A 15,951-nucleotide genomic window follows, 5' to 3' on the forward strand; every position below is an offset into this window, starting at 1 on the left:
TTCGCTTCCTGCTACCGGCCCGTTGTGCGCAAAAATAACCGGCCGCGCAAGCGCAGCTTACGCCACCACTGGCCCCCGCCCCAGCGTCACCTCGACGATCTCCGGCGGCACGCCGAAGCGGACGGGCATGATGCTGCAACCGAGACCGCCCGAAACGAGCAGGTCGCATTTCAGCCGGAAATGACCATAGGCGAGCCGGATGCCGTGCTTCGGCGAAACGGCCGGCGACCAGCCGAGCACGCGGATCTGGCCGCCATGGGTGTGGCCGGAGAGTTGCAGCGCGACGCGTGCGGGCACGCGCAGCGCGACATCGGGCTCATGCGCGAGCAGGATGACCGGGGCGTCGTCGGTCACCTTCGCCAACGTGCTTGCGAGATCGTCGACGCCGAAGCGTTGCACGCGGTGATAGCGCGTTGCCGGAAGATAGGCGAGCTGGTCGCCGAGGCCCGCGAGCCAGAACGCGCGGCCTTCCTTGGTGAGGCGCACGGCGTCGTTCTCATAGACCGGGATGCCGGCGGCCTCCAGCGCGCGATGCGCAACGGTCGGCCCGTGACCTGCCTGCTGCACGGTCCTGTCGTCCCAATAATCGTGATTGCCCATGACGGCATGCACGCCGAGCGGCGCCTTGAGACCGGCGAGCACCTTGGCCCACTCGCTCGACGGAATGATGCGCGTGACCCGGCGAACGCCGGCGACATAATCACCGAGCAGCACGATGATGTCGGCGTTGAGCGCGTTGGTGCGGTCGACGATGGCCTCGATCCGCTCCAGCGACATCCAGGGATCGCAGGCGTGGATGTCGGCGATCACGGCAATCTTGAGCGGGAAATCCGCCGGCCATTGCCGCGGCGTCGGCTGATAGCGGGTGACCTGGAGCCGCAGCACCGGCTCGACGCCGACGCCATAGGCGGCGGTCGAAACGCCGAGGGCGGACAGGCCGCCGATAGAGCGGATGAGATGACGGCGCGTGATCATGGAAGCCCAATGGTGATACGGCGCCTTGATCTAATCCGATTCAAGCGGAATTGGGGTGCATTCGTGCAGACCGCCAGCATCCTCGTGCAAGCGTCCTGCACGAAGGTTAACGGAAGTTCACGACAACGCGAGCGCTGGTCTCGACGCGGGTCAGTCGTCGCTCTCGTCCGTGCCGAACAGGCCGAATTGGGCCGCCGCATCGCGCGAGGGCTCGGCGATGCCGAGATGGCGGAAGGCATGCGAGGTCAGCAAGCGGCCGCGCGGGGTGCGTTGGAGATAGCCACACTGGATCAGATAGGGCTCGATGATGTCCTCGATCGCATCGCGCGGCTCGGACAAGGCTGCCGCCATCGTCTCGACACCGACCGGGCCGCCGCCATAGTTCATCGCGATGGTCGTGAGATAACGGCGATCCATCGCATCCAAACCCGCGGCATCGACCTCGAGCGCGCTCAGCGCATGGTCGGCGATCTTGCGGTCGATCGATGCCGCATCGGCTGCGGACGCGAAATCGCGCACGCGGCGGAGCAGACGGCCGGCAATGCGCGGCGTGCCGCGGGCGCGGCGCGCGATCTCGTTGGCGCCGTCGGCGCTCATGCCGACATTGAGCACGCGCGCGCCGCGGCTGACGATGCTCTCGAGCTCCTCGATCGTGTAGAAATTCAGCCGTACCGGAATGCCGAAGCGATCGCGCAGGGGATTGGTGAGCAGGCCGGCGCGCGTGGTGGCGCCGACGAGGGTGAATTTCGACAGTTCGATCTTCACCGAGCGCGCTGCCGGGCCTTCGCCGATGATGAGGTCGAGCTGAAAGTCCTCCATCGCGGGATAGAGCACTTCTTCCACCGCCGGGCTGAGGCGATGGATCTCGTCGATGAAGAGCACGTCGCGCTCTTCGAGATTGGTCAGCAGCGCGGCGAGATCGCCGGCCTTGGCGATCACCGGCCCCGAGGTGGCGCGAAAGCCGACGCCGAGCTCCTTCGCCACGATCTGCGCCAGCGTGGTCTTGCCGAGGCCGGGAGGGCCGACGAACAGCACGTGATCGAGCGCCTCGCCGCGCTTGCGCGCCGCCTCGATGAAGATCGAGAGGTTCTTGCGCGCCTGCTGCTGGCCGACGAAATCCGACAGCGATTGAGGGCGTAGCGCGGTGTCGCCGACATCGTCGCTGCGCCGTTCGGGCGAGACCATGCGGTTGGCCTTGGGATCGCTCACTTCGCGAGCTCCTTCAGGCCAAGGCGGATGAGCTGCGCCGTTTCGGCGCCTTCACCCGCGCTGCGCGAGGCCGATGCAATCGCGGCGGCGGCCTGCGGCTGGCCATAGCCGAGATTGACCAGCGCCGAGATCGCATCCGCCACCGGTCGTGGCGCGCGCTGATCGTCGACGGCACCGGCGAGATGCACGACGGCGGGATCGACATTGGCGAAGGCCGGCGCCTTGTCCTTCAACTCGGTGACGATGCGCTCGGCAACCTTGGGGCCGACGCCCGGCGTGCGCGAGACCGCGGCCTTGTCGCGCAGCGCGATCGCATTGGCGAGATCGGAAGGCGCCAGCGTGCCGAGCACCGCGAGCGCGACCTTGGCGCCGACGCCCTGCACGGTCTGGAGCAGGCGAAACCATTCGCGCTCCTGGTCGGTGCGGAAGCCGAACAGCTTTATCTGGTCCTCACGGACGTAGGTCTCGATCGAGAGCACGGCCGCTTCACCCGGAGATGGAAGATGCTGGAGCGTGCGTGACGAACAATGCACCTGGTAGCCGACGCCGCCGACGTCGAGAATCACAAAATCCTCGCCGTAGGAATCGATCAGGCCCTTGAGCTTGCCGATCATAGTCCGGCAACCTTCAGCCTGAGCGCGGTACTCTGGCGGTGATGGGCGTGGGTGATGGCGATGGCGAGCGCGTCGGCCGCATCGGCTGACGGCGGCTCGGCCTTGGGCAGTAATATCTTCAGCATCATCGCGATCTGTTGCTTGTCGGCATGGCCGGCGCCGACCACGGTCTTCTTCACCTGGTTCGGCGCGTATTCGGCAACAGAGATGCCGAACATGGCAGGCGCCAGCATGGCGACGCCGCGGGCCTGGCCGAGCTTCAGCGTGGCGACACCGTCCTTGTTGACGAAAGTCTGCTCGACAGCGGCTTCGATCGGCCGGTAGCTGGACAGCACGGCCGCCAGCCCCTCGTGGATCGCGAGCAGCCGGCTCGACAGCGGCAGATCGTCCGGCGGTTCCACCGAACCGCAGGCGACATAGATCAGCCGGTTGCCCTCGGCCTCGATCACGCCCCAGCCGGTGCGGCGCAGGCCGGGGTCGATACCGATGATGCGAACGGGGCCACGAATCGGGAGCGCAGTCATGGGCCAGTGATAGCGGCTGGCCGCCAGGAGCGAAACAGAAACAGAACGGAAGTAACAGGGGAAGTGGCTCTTCACCTCTCCCCGTGCGCGGAGAGGTCGGATCGCCTTGCGATCCGGGTGAGGGGTACAGGTCTCACACCGATCACATGTGCCGAGAGAGGTCCCTCACCCCGCCCCTCTCCCCGCAAGCGCGGGGCGAGGGAGCGCACCGTCCGGGGTGCCTCAGCCGCCCATCTTCGCCATCAGCGCGTCCGACACCTCGAAATTGGCGTAGACCTGCTGGACGTCGTCGTGCTCGTTGAGCAGGTCCATCAGCTTGAGCAGCTTCTCGCCGGTCTCGTCGTCGACCGCGACCGTGTTCTGCGGCTTCCAGATCAAGGCGGCCTTGCGCGGCTCGCCGAACTTGGCTTCCAGCGCCTTGGCCACGTCGCGATAGCCTTCGGTCGAGGCGTAGATCTCGTGGCCGCCTTCGCCCGAGACGACATCGTCGGCGCCGGCCTCGATAGCGGCGTCGAGCACGGTATCGTCATCGGCGACGCTGCGGTCGTACTCGATGATGCCGGTGCGGTCGAACATGAAGGACACCGAGCCGGTTTCGCCGAGATTCCCGCCGGACTTGGTGAAGAAGGAGCGGATGTCGGATGCGGCGCGATTGCGGTTGTCGGTCAGCGCCTCGACGATGACGGCGACGCCGCCGGGGCCATAGCCCTCGTAGCGGATCTCGTCATAGTTTTCGCCGTCGCTGCCGAGCGCCTTCTTGATGGCGCGCTCGATATTGTCCTTGGGCATGTTCTCCTGGCGCGCCGCGATCACGGCGGCGCGCAGGCGCGGGTTCATGGCGGGGTCGGGCGTGCCGAGCTTGGCAGCAACGGTGATTTCGCGCGCCAGCTTGCCGAACAGCTTCGACTTCTGGGCATCCTGCCGCCCCTTGCGGTGCATGATGTTCTTGAATTGGGAATGTCCGGCCATGCGTGGTCTCGTCAGGAATCGTGCGCCAAGGATGAATGCGGGAAGCGCGGCCTTATAGGCCGCCAACCCACCGGAATGAAAGAGGCTCTACGGCTTTAAGGTAGCACCGTACTGGCCCGTGCCCAAGAGTGAGGCACCGTTAACCCTGATTTCATCCCGGCTTGCGAAAATAGCGTCCGACCGTCTCCCGACAAGAGTGACCTGATGGCGTTCGCATTATTCCGAAAGCGTCTGCCGGACGTGGCCGCGCCTGCGGCCGCTCCGCAGCCTGCGCCAGTGCCGGCCCCTTCCGAGCCCGCACCGGCCAGCGATGCCGATTCGGCCAGGGAAATTCTGGAACTGCTGGAACTCGAGCTCGGCGCGATGATTCGGCAGCTCGAGCGCGCCGCCAATTCGGTGGCCGGGGGCGCCGAGGCAACCGCGGCGACGTTGGCCGCCATCCGCGACCGCACCGACGCCCTGACCGGCCGCACCAACGCGGCGCAGTCGAATGCCTCGACCTTTGCCCATGCCGCCGACAAGTTCACCCAATCCGCGCAAGGCATCGGGGCGCAGGTCCGCGCCGCCGGCAAGCTCGCCGACGAGGCCAGCGCGGCGGCGCAGGAAGCCCGCGCCAATGTCGACCGCCTGCGCGAATCCTCCGCCGCGATCGGCAACGTCGTCAATCTGATCGCGCAGATCGCGCGGCAGACCACCCTGCTCGCGCTCAACTCGACCATTGAGGCTGCGCGCGCGGGCGAAGCCGGCAGGGGCTTTGCGGTCGTCGCCACCGAGGTCAAGGCGCTGGCGGTGCAGACCCAGGGCGCGACCGAAGAGATCACCCGGAAGATCGATGCGCTGCAGCGCGATGCCGCCGGCTCGGCCGATGCCGTGCACCGCATCTCGCAGGCGATCGAGGCGATCCGCCCGGTGTTCGACACCGTCAACGGCGCGGTGGCCGAGCAGAACGCCACCACCAGCGAAGTCTCCGGCAATGCCGCCAGCGCATCGGACTTCATCGTCTCGGTCGGCGAGAGCGCGGCCGAGATCGATGCCGCGACCAAGGCCGCCGAGACCCATGGCGAGAGCGTCGCCAGTGCCGGCAAGGCGGTGACCACTTTCGCCCAGAAGCTGAAATCGCGCTGCGCGGTGCTGCTGCGCCAGAGCGAGCACGACGATCGCCGCAAGACCGAGCGGCTGCCCTGCCATCTCAAATTCGAGACCGCGCGCGGCGTGATGCCGGTCTACGAGATCTCGATGGACGGCGTGCTGATCGGCGGCACGGATGCAGGCCGGCTTGCGCCACAGTCGATGATCGAAGGCACCCTCGAGCAGGTCGGCGCCTGCCGCCTGCGCGTGACCGAGCAGTCCAAGGCCGGCGCCCGCGCGCAGTTCGTCAGTCCGAACGCCGAGCTCGCCGAGAAGATCGAAGACAAGCTGTGGTCGATCCACGAGGAGAATACCGAGTTCGTCACTCGCGCGATGGAAGCGGGGACCGCACTCACGCGCATCTTCGAGCAGGCGGTCGCGCGCGGCGAGATCGGGATCGACGACCTCTTCGACACCGATTATGCGGAGATCGCAGGGACCAATCCGCAGCAGTACCGGACGAAATATCTCGACTGGGCCGACCGCGCACTGCCGCCGTTCCAGGAAGCCTTCCTCGCCCGGGACCAGCGCCTGGCGTTCTGCGCCATGGTCGACCACAACGGCTTCCTGCCGGTGCACAACAAGATCTATTCGCATCCGCAGCGGCCGGGCGACGTCGCCTGGAACACCGCCAACAGCCGCAACCGGCGGATCTTCAACGATCCGGCGGGGCTCGCTGCCGCGCACAACCAGCGCTCGTACCTGGTCCAGAGCTATGCGCGCGACATGGGCAACGGCAACACCGTGATGATGCGCGAGATCGACGTTCCGATCCGCGTGCAGGGCCGGCACTGGGGCGGATTCCGCACCGCCTACAAGCTGTAGTGCACGCTCAGGCAAGACGGCGACCGCGAATCATCCTTTAAAATTGCAGTCGGAATGGGAATGCCCGCGGTGAGCCGATCAACGGCTCCGCCTGGAGAAAGCCCGTACATGTCCCTCGCCCAACTTGCAGTCCTGGACACCGGATCGAACCGGACTCTGGCCGAACGGCTGATCGACCAGCTCGCCGACCGCATCGGCGGTCTCGGCGTCGAGCTTGCCGACATTGCCGGCAACGTCCAGGAAGTCGCCAACCGCGTCGCCAACCAGTCGGAACGGTTCCAACATCTCCAGAAGACGGCCGAGACGATGGTCTCGGCCAACCACGACATCGCCAATGCCTCGCAGGCGGTGCAGACGACCACTTCGGCCGCGGTCGGCGAGATCGCCCAGTCGCGCAGCGCGGTCGATACCGCCGTCAGCCACATCTCCGAACTCGTCGCGGCCGTGGAGCGGATCGAGGCGCGCCTCTCCGCCGTCGGCTCGGCACTGGCGCAGGTTGCAAAAGTCTCCGGCTCGATCGAGGCGATCGCCAAGCAGACCAACCTGCTGGCGCTCAACGCCACCATCGAGGCGGCACGCGCCGGCAATGCCGGCCGCGGCTTTGCGGTGGTCGCGAGCGAGGTCAAGAACCTTGCGGAAGCCACCCGCCAGGCCACGCATCAGATCTCCGACACCGTGCGCGATCTCGACGGCCAGATCGAAGGCCTGATCGGCGAGAGCAGCGACGCCTCGCAGCGCGCCAAGACGGCGGGCGAAGGCGCGCAAGCGATCTCCGGCATCATCTCGCGCGTCCAGCAGGGCTTTGCGTCAGTGGAAGCGGAGATCGACGGCGTCGCGCGTGCCGCGACCTCCAACCTCGGCCATTGCGACACCGTCATCAGCGAGCTCAACGAGCTCGCCAAGGGCGTCGATCTGTCTTCGCGCGATCTCAAGAGCGCCGACCAGCGCGTCACAAAACTGCTCGACACCTCCGAAGCGCTGATCGCGCTGATCGCCGACAGCGGCGTCGAGACCTCGGATGCGCCGCTGATCCGGGTCGTCGTCGAGACTGCCAAGCGGATCTCGGACGAGTTCGAGGCGGCGATTGCCCGCGGCGAGATCACGCTCGACCAGCTCATGGACGACAACTACCGCGAAATCCCCGGCACCGATCCCAAACAGTTCGTCACCAACTACGTCGACTTCACCGACCGCGTGCTGCCCGCGATCCAGGACCCGATCCAGAAGTCGGATCCCCGCATCGTGTTCTGCGTCGCCTGGGCCAGGGGCGGCTACCTGCCGACCCACAATCCGAACTATCGCCTGCCGCAGGGTAAGGACCCCGTCTGGAACAACGCCAACTGCCGCAATCGCCGCCTGTTCACCGATCGCGCGGTGCAGAAGGTCGCGGCCAGCACAAAACCGTTCCTGCTGCAGACCTATCGCCGCGACATGGGCGGCGGGCAGTTCGTGCTGATGAAGGACCTGTCCTCGCCGATCATGATCCGCGGCAAGCACTGGGGCGCCTTCCGCATGGGATTCCGGCAGAGCTGAGGGCCCCCAATCAAAAATCCGAAACAACCCCATGCACAGTAGCCGGTGCATAGGGAATCGACGACTTGCGCCGGCAGGCCAACGCGCGGCTTGACACGTCGGGCAAAACAGGCGCATAATGCTATTATTCCGAAACTCCCGCTATCGATCAGCACGGCAACAGCCGGGCCGTCGCCCTTCGAGGGCCGCTGAAGAAGCGGCCGCCTCAGGGTGACGGTGAAAGAGTTGGGTGCTCCGCTCCTACCTCGTCATTGCGAGGAGCACTTGCGACGAAGCAATCCAGACTATCTCCGTAGAGATAGTATCGTAGGGTGGGCAAAGCGAAGCGTGCCCACGCGTCTGTTGCCGTCTCGCGAAGATCGTGGGCACGGCGCAAGGGCGCCTTTGCCCACCCTACGATTCCTACTTCTGCATTGAGCTTGGCAGGGGCCCGAGCGAGCGCCTCATCCTTCGAGACGCCTGCACACCCGGTCCATCCTGAGGGCCCGCCGCAGGCGGGCGTCTCGAAGGATGGCTACAGGCGAAGACGAATCGCCGCCTAACTTTCCCAATCGCACGAATTTCGTCTTCGCATGATTTGCGCGTTCGCACGATCGGACGCGACGATCCACGGCGCATGTGGGGATAAAGCGCCATGAAATGACGCTAATCATATCAATTAGCCCAAAACATTTGCAGCGTTCGCCGCACAAATTCGTGAACGTCATGGCCTGACGCGCTGCTCGCGCAGATATGCATTGCTGCGAATTTGAAAGCTTCTTCGTTTCGCATCGGTATGATTATGGTCGCGCGAAAATTTGCCGAGCTGGTCGCCGCAAGCGATCGCCGGACAAGGGGATGCATATGGCAACGACTCTCACCATCAACGGCGAAACGAAATCGTTCGACGCGCCACCGGACATGCCGCTGCTGTGGGTGCTGCGCGACATTTTGGGCATGACCGGCACCAAGTTCGGCTGCGGCATCGCGCAATGCGGCGCCTGCACGGTGCATGTCGACGGCAAGGCGGTGCGCTCCTGCGTGCTGTCCGTGAGCGCCGTCGCGAACCGCGCCATCACCACCATCGAGCATATCGGCACGACGCCCGCCGGCGCGAAGGTGCAGAAGGCCTGGCTGGAGGCCGAAGTGGTCCAGTGCGGCTATTGCCAGTCCGGCCAGATCATGGCCGCCGCAGCCCTGCTGGCGGCAACGCCCAACCCCGATGATTCCGACATCGACGCCGCGATGGCCGGCAACATCTGCCGCTGCGGCACCTATGTCCGCATCCGCGAGGCCATCAAGCACGCCGCCAACGGCAAACAGGCGTGAGGTTCACTATGAATGCACACGACACCGTCTCCCGCCGTTCGCTTCTGACCGGCGGCCTCGCCACCGGCTTCCTGCTCGCCTTCCACTTGCCGCTGCGCGCCGCCGTCAACGAACCGGTGCAGCCGAAAGACGCGACCGACGGCAAGTTCGCGCCCAACGCCTTCATCCGCATCGACGCCGAAGGCACGACCACACTGGTGATGCCGCAGGTCGAGATGGGACAGGGAATCTACACCGCCGTCTCGATGATCCTGGCGGAAGAGCTCGACGCCGACTGGTCGAAGGTTCAGCTGCTGCATGCACCGGCCAACGAAAAGCTCTACGGCAATCCGATCTTCATCATTCAGGCAACCGGAGGCTCCACATCGGTGCGGGCGTTCTGGAAACCGCTGCGTGATGCCGGCGCCAGCGCGCGCGCCATGCTGGTGCAGGCCGCGGCCGCGCAATGGGGCGTCGACCCCGCCAGCTGCACGACCTCCAAGGGTCAGGTGACGCACAAGGCGAGCGGCCGGACGCTGGCCTATGGCGCGCTTGCGGTGGCCGCGAGCGGCCAGACGCCGCCGAAGAATGTCCCGCTGAAAGATCCCAAGGATTTCGTCTATATCGGCCAGCCGTTGAAGCGGCTCGACACCCCCGAGAAGGTCAACGGCAAGGCTGTCTACGGCATCGATGCGATCCTGCCGGGCATGAAGTTCGCGACGCTGGCGCAGTCGCCAGTGTTCGGCGGCAAGGTCGGCAAGGTCGATGACCGCGCCGCGAAGAAAATCCCGGGCGTGCGGCAAATCGTGGTGCTGGACGATCTCGTCGCCGTCGTCGGCGATCATATGTGGGCCGCCAAGAAAGGCCTCGACGCGCTCGAGGTCGAATGGAACGAGGGTCCGAACGCGAAGATCGATTCGAAAGCGATCTGGGACGATTTGCGCGCAGCCAGCCAAAAGGATGGCGTCGTCGCCAAATCCACCGGCGATATCGCCAAGGGCCTCGCTAGCGGCGAAAAGATCGAAGCCTCGTACGAGCTGCCGTTTCTCGCCCATGCGACCATGGAGCCGTTGAACGCCACGGCGCATTGCAAGCCCGATTCCTGCGAGATCTGGACCGGCACGCAGATCATGGCGCGCGTGCAGTCGGAGGCGGCCAAGGCCGCCGGGCTGCCGGTGGAGAAGGTGACCGTCAACCAACACCTGCTCGGCGGCGGCTTCGGCCGCAAGCTCGAGCCCGACATGGTGGTCGCGGCCGTTCGCATCGCCAAGCAGGTCGAGGGACCGGTCAAGGTGGTTTGGACCCGCGAGGAGGACATCCAGCACGACGTCTATCGCCCGGTCTATCGCGACACGATCGCGGCAACCTTGTCGGGGGGCAAGATCGCCGGCTGGAAGTACAAGATCGCCGGCGCCGCGGTGATCGCGCGCTGGCTGCCGCCGGCGTTCCAGAAGGGCATCGATATCGACGCGATCGACAGCGCCACCGACGTGCCCTACGAGATCCCGAATTTTCACGTCGAATATGTCCGGGCCGAACCGCCGGCGATCCCGACCGGGTTCTGGCGCGGGGTCGGCCCGAACAACAACGTGTTTGCCGTCGAGTGCTTCATCGACGAACTGGCGCGCAAGGCGGGCAAGGACCCGATCGAGTTTCGCCGCGGCATGCTGGGCAACCAGCCGCGCTTCCTCAACGTCCTCAATCTCGCGGCGGAAAAGTCGGGCTGGGGCCAGCCCCTGCCGGCCCGCGTCGGGCGCGGCGTGTGCCTGCAGCCGTCGTTCGGAAGTTTCATCGCAACGGTGGTGGAAGCCGAGGTCGACGAGCAGGGCGAGATCAACCTGCGCCGCGCGACCTCGGTGGTGGACACCGGCATTGCCGTCAATCCCGATACGATCGTCGCCCAGGTCCAGGGCGGCCTCGTGTTCGGCCTGACTGCCGCGCTCTATGGCGAGGTCACCATCGACAAGGGCCGCGTCCAGCAATCCAACTTCCATGACTACCGGATGTTGCGGATCAACCAGATGCCCAAGATCGAGGTCCACGTCGTCAAGAGCGGCGAGGCGCCCGGAGGCATCGGCGAGACCGGCACGACCGCGGGACCGCCGGCACTGCGCAATGCGATTTATGCCGCAACCGGCGTGGCGCTGCGGCGCCTGCCAATCGATCGGAAACTGCTGGCTGCGGGGAAGAAGGCATGAGCGGCAAGATGCGTATCCTCGGAAGCGTCGTTGTGATCGGCGCCGTCGCGGCAGGCCTGGGCGTCTGGATCATCCGCGGGCCCGGCCCGCTGGATTTTTCCGGCGGCACCAAGGTGGCGCTGGCGGATTACCGCGCCGGCAAGCCCACGGGCGTCCCCGCCAAGCTGGAGAAAGCGAACCTGGTCGAACGCGGCGAGTACCTCGCCAAGGCCGCCGACTGCATGGTCTGCCACACCAAGCCCGGCGAGAAGGACTATGCCGGCGGCCTCGCCTTCAAGCTGCCGTTCGGCACGCTCTATTCGACCAACATCACGCCAGACAAGGACACCGGCATCGGCAATTACAGCGACCAGGATTTTCTGAACGCGGTCCAGCACGGCAAGCGCCGCGACGGGGCGCGGCTCTATCCGGCGATGCCGTACACGTCCTACACCTTCATGACGGACGAGGACGCGCTGGCGGTGAAGGCCTATCTGTTCAGCCTGCCGGCGGTGCGCGCGAAGGCGCCGGAGAACACGCTGTCGTTCCCGTTCAACCAGCGCTGGGCGATGATTGTCTGGTCGGCCGTATTCAATCCGGACACGCGCTTTGCGCCCGATACCTCGAAGAGCCCGGAATGGAACAGAGGCGCATATCTCGCCGAAGCGCTGGCGCATTGCGGCGAGTGCCACACACCGCGCAATCTCGGTTTTGCACTCGACAACCGCAAGAAGTTCGGTGGCGCCCTCACCGCCGGCTGGCGTGCGTTCAACATCTCCTCGGACAAGGCGACCGGTATCGGCAATTGGAGCGATCAGGACCTGATCTCGTATCTGTCGCTGGGCCATGCGCCGGGCCACGGCTCGGCCTCGGGTCCGATGGGTGAAGCCGTCGACCACAGCTTCAGCCAGTTCGCCCCCGAGGACATCAGCAGCATCGTTGCTTACTTGCGCAGCGTGACGGCGGTCGCCTCGCCCGACCTGCCTGCCACCACGGCGCCGGCCGCGCCCGCCTCGCATCGCGACGGCATCACGGCCGACGCCCGCGGCAAGCAGGTGTTCGCCAGCGCCTGCGCCAGCTGTCACGGCTGGAGCGGCGAGAGCCCGGTGTCGCCGATGGCGACGCTGACCGGCACCTGGGCGGTGAATGACCCCGCCGCGACGAACGTCGCGCAGATCGTGATCTCGGGCACCAAGCGGCATACGCCCGACGGCGCGCTGTCGATGCCGGCGTTCGGGAATGCCTACACCAACGATGAGATCGCGGCGGTGGCGAATTATGTCACGGCAAGGTTCGGTGCGAAGGGCTCGAAGCTGACGGCGAAGGATGTGGCCGAGCTACGGGAGCAGACGGCGGAGTGATGCTCAGGGGCAAGCTGCGGGAGATCGATGCTCGCGCAGCCCTCCGCTCGGGCTTTGCCGGCCGGCCTTTTTAAAATGGCAGTCCCCCGCCAGCCGGGCGCCAAGCGGCGCACCGCACTGGTGCGGCGGCCGATGCTGCCGTAGAAAGACCGCCGCACATTCGGGGCGCGGACCCGAACACAATCAGCTGGCTTGCGATGTCCCTTCCACCCGCCCAAATCGGTGCGCCGCTGTCCGAGATCGATACACCGGCGCTGATCATCGACCTCGACGCTTTCGAGCGCAACCTGGACACGATGGCGACAGCGGTCGGCAAGCTCGGCGTTCGGTTGCGCCCGCATGCGAAGACCCACAAGTCGCCGATCATCGCGGCCAAGCAGATCGCGCGCGGCGCGGTCGGCATGTGCTGCCAGAAGGTCGCCGAGGCCGAGATCCTGGTAGCAGGCGGGGTGAGCGACGTGCTCGTCAGCAACGAGGTGGTGGGCTTGCGGAAGCTGGAGCGCCTCACGGCGCTGGCGCGCCACGCGCGCATCAGCGTTTGCGTCGACGATGCGACCGTGGTCGAGCAACTGGCACAGGCTGCGGAGCGGGCAGGATCGCACATCGAAGTGCTGGTCGAAATCGACGTCGGTGCCGGTCGCTGCGGCGTCAGGCCGGGGCCGGCGGCAGCCGACCTGGCGCGGCAGGTGGCGGGGTCGCGCTTCCTGTCGTTCGGCGGCTTGCAGGCCTATCACGGCTCCGCCCAGCATTTGCGCACGCCGGAGGAGCGGCGCGCTGCCATCACCAGTGCCGCGAACGCGACGACGGAGACGCTGCGCGTCCTCAAAGAGGCGGGCTTCCAATGCCGGACGATCGGAGGCGCTGGAACCGGGACGTTCGAGCTCGAAGGCGCGAGCGGCATCTGGAACGAATTGCAGGCGGGCTCCTACATTTTCATGGACGCCGACTACGCCAAGAACGTCGCCGACGGGGCGCGCAATGCCAGGGCGTTCGAGCACGCGTTGTTCGTGCTCGCGACCGTGATGAGCACCGGCGCCGGCGAACGCGCCGTCATCGATGCCGGCCATAAGGCCCTGTCGAACGACAGCGGCTTCCCGGCCGTGCTGGGCCGGCCCGACCTGCGCTATCATCGGCCCTCCGACGAGCATGGCCTGCTCGACTTCGACAGTGCGTCGTCACGGCTGGCGATCGGCGACAAGGTGACGCTGATCCCCGGACATTGCGACCCGACCGTCAATCTCTACGACTGGTATGTCGGCGTGCGCGGCTTCAACACGAAGGACGCCCGTGTGGAAGCGATATGGCCGATCGCGGCGCGGGGCGCGGTCACGTGAGATTGGCGCAGGGTTGCGCGCGTCAATCTCCGCCGTCGTCCCGGACAAGCGAAGCGCGGTCTCGTAGGGTGGGCAAAGCGAAGCGTGCCCACGACCTCTAACGATCGAGAAAGATCGTGGGCACGGCGCAAAGGCGCCTTTGCCCACCCTACGACACCGAGGGTGCCGCAGCGCCGTTCAACTCAACCAGAATTTCGGCGTTGCCGGCTCCAATCGTCCCCCGACACGCACCGGGGCGATCTTGAGCGCGAGCCCCGTCGCATCATCCGTCTCCACCGCGACCCCGCTGAGCGTTGCCGTGCCCGCGGCAGGCTCGAAGCGGCCCGAAGGAATGCCCGAGGTGAACCTGCGCAGCGGCTCTTCCTTCTGCATGCCGATGATGGAGTCGTAATCGCCGGTCATGCCCGCATCCGTCATGTAGGCGGTCCCGCCTGACAGGATCTGATGATCGGCGGTCGGGACATGGGTGTGGGTGCCGACGACGAGGCTGGCGCGGCCGTCGCAGAAGAAGCCGATGCCCTGCTTCTCGCTTGACGCCTCGCAATGGAAATCGACGACGATGGCATCGGCGGCAACGCCCAGCGGACAGGCCCCGAGCTCGCGCTCGAGCGCTGCGAAGGGATCGTCGAACGGGGTCATGAAGACGCGGCCCAAAGCGTTGACCACGAGGGCGTGCCTGCCGTTCTTGGTCTCGACCAGAGCGGCGCCGCGGCCGGGCGTGCCGCGTGGATAATTCGCGGGCCGCACCAGACGGTCGGCACGCTCGATGAACACCAGCGCCTCGCGCTGGTCCCAGGAGTGGTTGCCGAGCGTCACGGCATCGGCGCCGGCATCGAGAAATTCCTGATAGATCGCTTCCGTGATGCCGAAGCCGCCGGCAGCATTCTCGCCGTTGACGACGACGAGATCGAGCGACCAGTCCTTGACCATGCCGGGCAGATATTCGGCGATGGCGTTGCGCCCGCTACGGCCGACGACATCACCCACGAAGAGAATGCGCAACTTCAGAACTCCGGAAATCGAACACGTCCGTTTCCGTTAGCACATAATCCAGCGCCACGTCGTGGGATAGTGCCGGAACCGCCTCGATCTCCTGCGCTGCGAACGCAAGCCCGATGCCGACGATGTGCTTGGCCTTGCGCAAATGCGCGAAGGTGAAATCGTAATGTCCCGCGCCATAGCCGATGCGATGGCCGAGGCGGTCGAACGCGGCGAGCGGCGTCAGCATGATGTCGGGGATGACTTCGCTGGCTGCCGGCGACGGCTCGGGAATGCCGAGCGGGCCGAGCATCAGGCGGTCGTCCGGATGGAAGAGGCGGAAGATCAGCGACTGGCCGCGCGCGGTGACGCAAGGGAGCGCGAGCTTCGCGCCCTCCTCTGCGAGCTTCTTCAACAGCGGCATCGGATCGATTTCGCTGCGGATCGGCGAATAGCCGGAGACGATGCTGCCGGGCAGCAGCTTGAACGGCAGCCCGCGCCTGGCGAGTTTTGTCGCGGCGGCGGCGCGCTTCTTCTCGCTCAGCGCATCGCGCTTGGCGAGGGCTTTGGCGCGGAGTTCGGCTTTCGAAGCAGACATGCGTGCTTTCCCCCCGAAGGCAGAGCTAGCTCCACTGTCATCACCCGCCTTGTGCGCAATTGCGCACTGGAGCGGGTGATCCAGTATTCCAGAGACGCCAGTGCTTAGACCTCGACGCTGCGGCGTACTGGATGCCCCGGTCAAGCCGGGGCATATGACACCGAGCCTCAATTGAACCGCAAGCGTGTCGGGGACGCAATTCGACGGGTACAGAAGAAACAGTGCGAAGCCGCGGACGCCGTTGAAGCACTCGATCCCGGAGTTCCCTACGAAAGTAGGTGGGCACCATATGTCCGGGCCCACGGGCCCGGCCAGGGACAGTTCCCTAAAGGATCGATAAGGCCCCGGGGATATATGGCTCCTGACGCGCGTCGCAGCCTCGCCTAGGCAATGTAACAACGATACTGACGAATCGCCAGCCCGGCTGGCGGTTGTTCAC

13 protein-coding genes and 1 other RNA gene are annotated in these 15,951 nt (G+C 66.0%); 6 read left to right on the plus strand and 8 right to left on the minus strand.

The features are described from left to right. Nucleotides 1-57: 57 nt before the first annotated feature. From HYH08_RS06965 to HYH08_RS06985, 5 genes are all read right to left on the minus strand, one after another. On the minus strand, nucleotides 58-975 hold the full coding sequence (locus HYH08_RS06965; RefSeq protein ID WP_220009028.1) for a metallophosphoesterase: 918 nt from the start codon (nucleotides 973-975) through the stop codon (nucleotides 58-60). 150 nt (nucleotides 976-1,125) lie between these two features. Continuing rightward, nucleotides 1,126-2,184, minus strand: coding sequence for a Holliday junction branch migration DNA helicase RuvB (gene ruvB / locus HYH08_RS06970; protein ID WP_349631403.1), 1,059 nt, complete (start codon nucleotides 2,182-2,184; stop codon nucleotides 1,126-1,128). Further along, a complete protein-coding gene (ruvA, locus tag HYH08_RS06975; RefSeq protein WP_220009029.1) occupies nucleotides 2,181-2,798 on the minus strand; it encodes a Holliday junction branch migration protein RuvA in 618 nt (205 codons plus the stop codon). The genes ruvB and ruvA overlap by 4 nt, the downstream gene beginning before the upstream one ends. Further along, nucleotides 2,795-3,322 carry a crossover junction endodeoxyribonuclease RuvC gene (gene ruvC / locus HYH08_RS06980; RefSeq protein ID WP_220009030.1) on the minus strand — a complete coding sequence of 176 codons (528 nt, stop codon included), beginning with the start codon at nucleotides 3,320-3,322 and terminating at the stop codon, nucleotides 2,795-2,797. Before ruvC ends, ruvA begins: the two co-directional genes overlap by 4 nt. Before the next feature lie 222 nt (nucleotides 3,323-3,544). Next, nucleotides 3,545-4,291 (minus strand): YebC/PmpR family DNA-binding transcriptional regulator, encoded by a 747-nt coding sequence (locus HYH08_RS06985; protein WP_220009031.1) that lies wholly within the window; start codon nucleotides 4,289-4,291, stop codon nucleotides 3,545-3,547. Between the two features lie 204 nt (nucleotides 4,292-4,495). On the opposite strand from HYH08_RS06985, the gene HYH08_RS06990 reads away from it, so the two are divergent. From HYH08_RS06990 to HYH08_RS07015, 6 genes are all read left to right on the plus strand, one after another. Further along, nucleotides 4,496-6,244: a methyl-accepting chemotaxis protein gene (locus tag HYH08_RS06990; protein ID WP_220009032.1), complete on the plus strand. Its 1,749-nt coding sequence runs from the start codon at nucleotides 4,496-4,498 to the stop codon at nucleotides 6,242-6,244. Between the two features lie 108 nt (nucleotides 6,245-6,352). Then, nucleotides 6,353-7,777 (plus strand): methyl-accepting chemotaxis protein, encoded by a 1,425-nt coding sequence (locus tag HYH08_RS06995; protein WP_220009033.1) that lies wholly within the window; start codon nucleotides 6,353-6,355, stop codon nucleotides 7,775-7,777. An 843-nt stretch (nucleotides 7,778-8,620) separates the two neighbouring features. Further along, a complete protein-coding gene (locus HYH08_RS07000; RefSeq protein WP_220009034.1) occupies nucleotides 8,621-9,085 on the plus strand; it encodes a (2Fe-2S)-binding protein in 465 nt (154 codons plus the stop codon). A gap of 8 nt (nucleotides 9,086-9,093) precedes the next feature. Continuing rightward, nucleotides 9,094-11,262 (plus strand): xanthine dehydrogenase family protein molybdopterin-binding subunit, encoded by a 2,169-nt coding sequence (locus HYH08_RS07005; RefSeq protein ID WP_220009035.1) that lies wholly within the window; start codon nucleotides 9,094-9,096, stop codon nucleotides 11,260-11,262. Continuing rightward, nucleotides 11,259-12,602, plus strand: coding sequence for a c-type cytochrome (locus HYH08_RS07010; RefSeq protein WP_220009036.1), 1,344 nt, complete (start codon nucleotides 11,259-11,261; stop codon nucleotides 12,600-12,602). The genes HYH08_RS07005 and HYH08_RS07010 overlap by 4 nt, the downstream gene beginning before the upstream one ends. Before the next feature lie 197 nt (nucleotides 12,603-12,799). Further along, a complete protein-coding gene (locus tag HYH08_RS07015) occupies nucleotides 12,800-13,936 on the plus strand; it encodes a DSD1 family PLP-dependent enzyme (RefSeq protein ID WP_220009037.1) in 1,137 nt (378 codons plus the stop codon). Nucleotides 13,937-14,113: 177 nt separating this feature from the next. On the opposite strand, the gene HYH08_RS07020 is transcribed toward HYH08_RS07015, so the two are convergent. The 3 genes from HYH08_RS07020 to ssrS all read right to left on the minus strand — a co-directional run bounded on the left by HYH08_RS07020 (nucleotide 14,114) and on the right by ssrS (nucleotide 15,895). Continuing rightward, a complete protein-coding gene (locus tag HYH08_RS07020) occupies nucleotides 14,114-14,938 on the minus strand; it encodes a TIGR00282 family metallophosphoesterase (RefSeq protein WP_220009038.1) in 825 nt (274 codons plus the stop codon). After that, nucleotides 14,916-15,512, minus strand: coding sequence for a 5-formyltetrahydrofolate cyclo-ligase (locus HYH08_RS07025; RefSeq protein ID WP_220009039.1), 597 nt, complete (start codon nucleotides 15,510-15,512; stop codon nucleotides 14,916-14,918). The genes HYH08_RS07020 and HYH08_RS07025 overlap by 23 nt, the downstream gene beginning before the upstream one ends. A gap of 222 nt (nucleotides 15,513-15,734) precedes the next feature. Then, a non-coding RNA gene (gene ssrS / locus HYH08_RS07030) (6S RNA) lies at nucleotides 15,735-15,895 on the minus strand. Nucleotides 15,896-15,951: the final 56 nt, after the last annotated feature.

The sequence above is a fragment of the Bradyrhizobium sp. BR 10289 genome (genome assembly GCF_019455385.1).
In the GTDB taxonomy this organism is placed as follows: domain Bacteria; phylum Pseudomonadota; class Alphaproteobacteria; order Rhizobiales; family Xanthobacteraceae; genus Bradyrhizobium.

Bases quoted from the DNA above. Each gene is read 5' to 3' on its own strand.
- HYH08_RS06965 (WP_220009028.1), bottom strand. From the start codon at position 975: ATGATCACGCGCCGTCATCTCATCCGCTCTATCGGCGGCCTGTCCGCC.
- ruvA (WP_220009029.1), bottom strand. From the start codon at position 2,798: ATGATCGGCAAGCTCAAGGGCCTGATCGATTCCTACGGCGAGGATTTT.
- ruvC (WP_220009030.1), bottom strand. From the start codon at position 3,322: ATGACTGCGCTCCCGATTCGTGGCCCCGTTCGCATCATCGGTATCGAC.
- HYH08_RS06985 (WP_220009031.1), bottom strand. From the start codon at position 4,291: ATGGCCGGACATTCCCAATTCAAGAACATCATGCACCGCAAGGGGCGG.
- HYH08_RS06990 (WP_220009032.1), top strand. From the start codon at position 4,496: ATGGCGTTCGCATTATTCCGAAAGCGTCTGCCGGACGTGGCCGCGCCT.
- HYH08_RS06995 (WP_220009033.1), top strand. From the start codon at position 6,353: ATGTCCCTCGCCCAACTTGCAGTCCTGGACACCGGATCGAACCGGACT.
- HYH08_RS07000 (WP_220009034.1), top strand. From the start codon at position 8,621: ATGGCAACGACTCTCACCATCAACGGCGAAACGAAATCGTTCGACGCG.
- HYH08_RS07005 (WP_220009035.1), top strand. From the start codon at position 9,094: ATGAATGCACACGACACCGTCTCCCGCCGTTCGCTTCTGACCGGCGGC.
- HYH08_RS07010 (WP_220009036.1), top strand. From the start codon at position 11,259: ATGAGCGGCAAGATGCGTATCCTCGGAAGCGTCGTTGTGATCGGCGCC.
- HYH08_RS07015 (WP_220009037.1), top strand. From the start codon at position 12,800: ATGTCCCTTCCACCCGCCCAAATCGGTGCGCCGCTGTCCGAGATCGAT.
- HYH08_RS07025 (WP_220009039.1), bottom strand. From the start codon at position 15,512: ATGTCTGCTTCGAAAGCCGAACTCCGCGCCAAAGCCCTCGCCAAGCGC.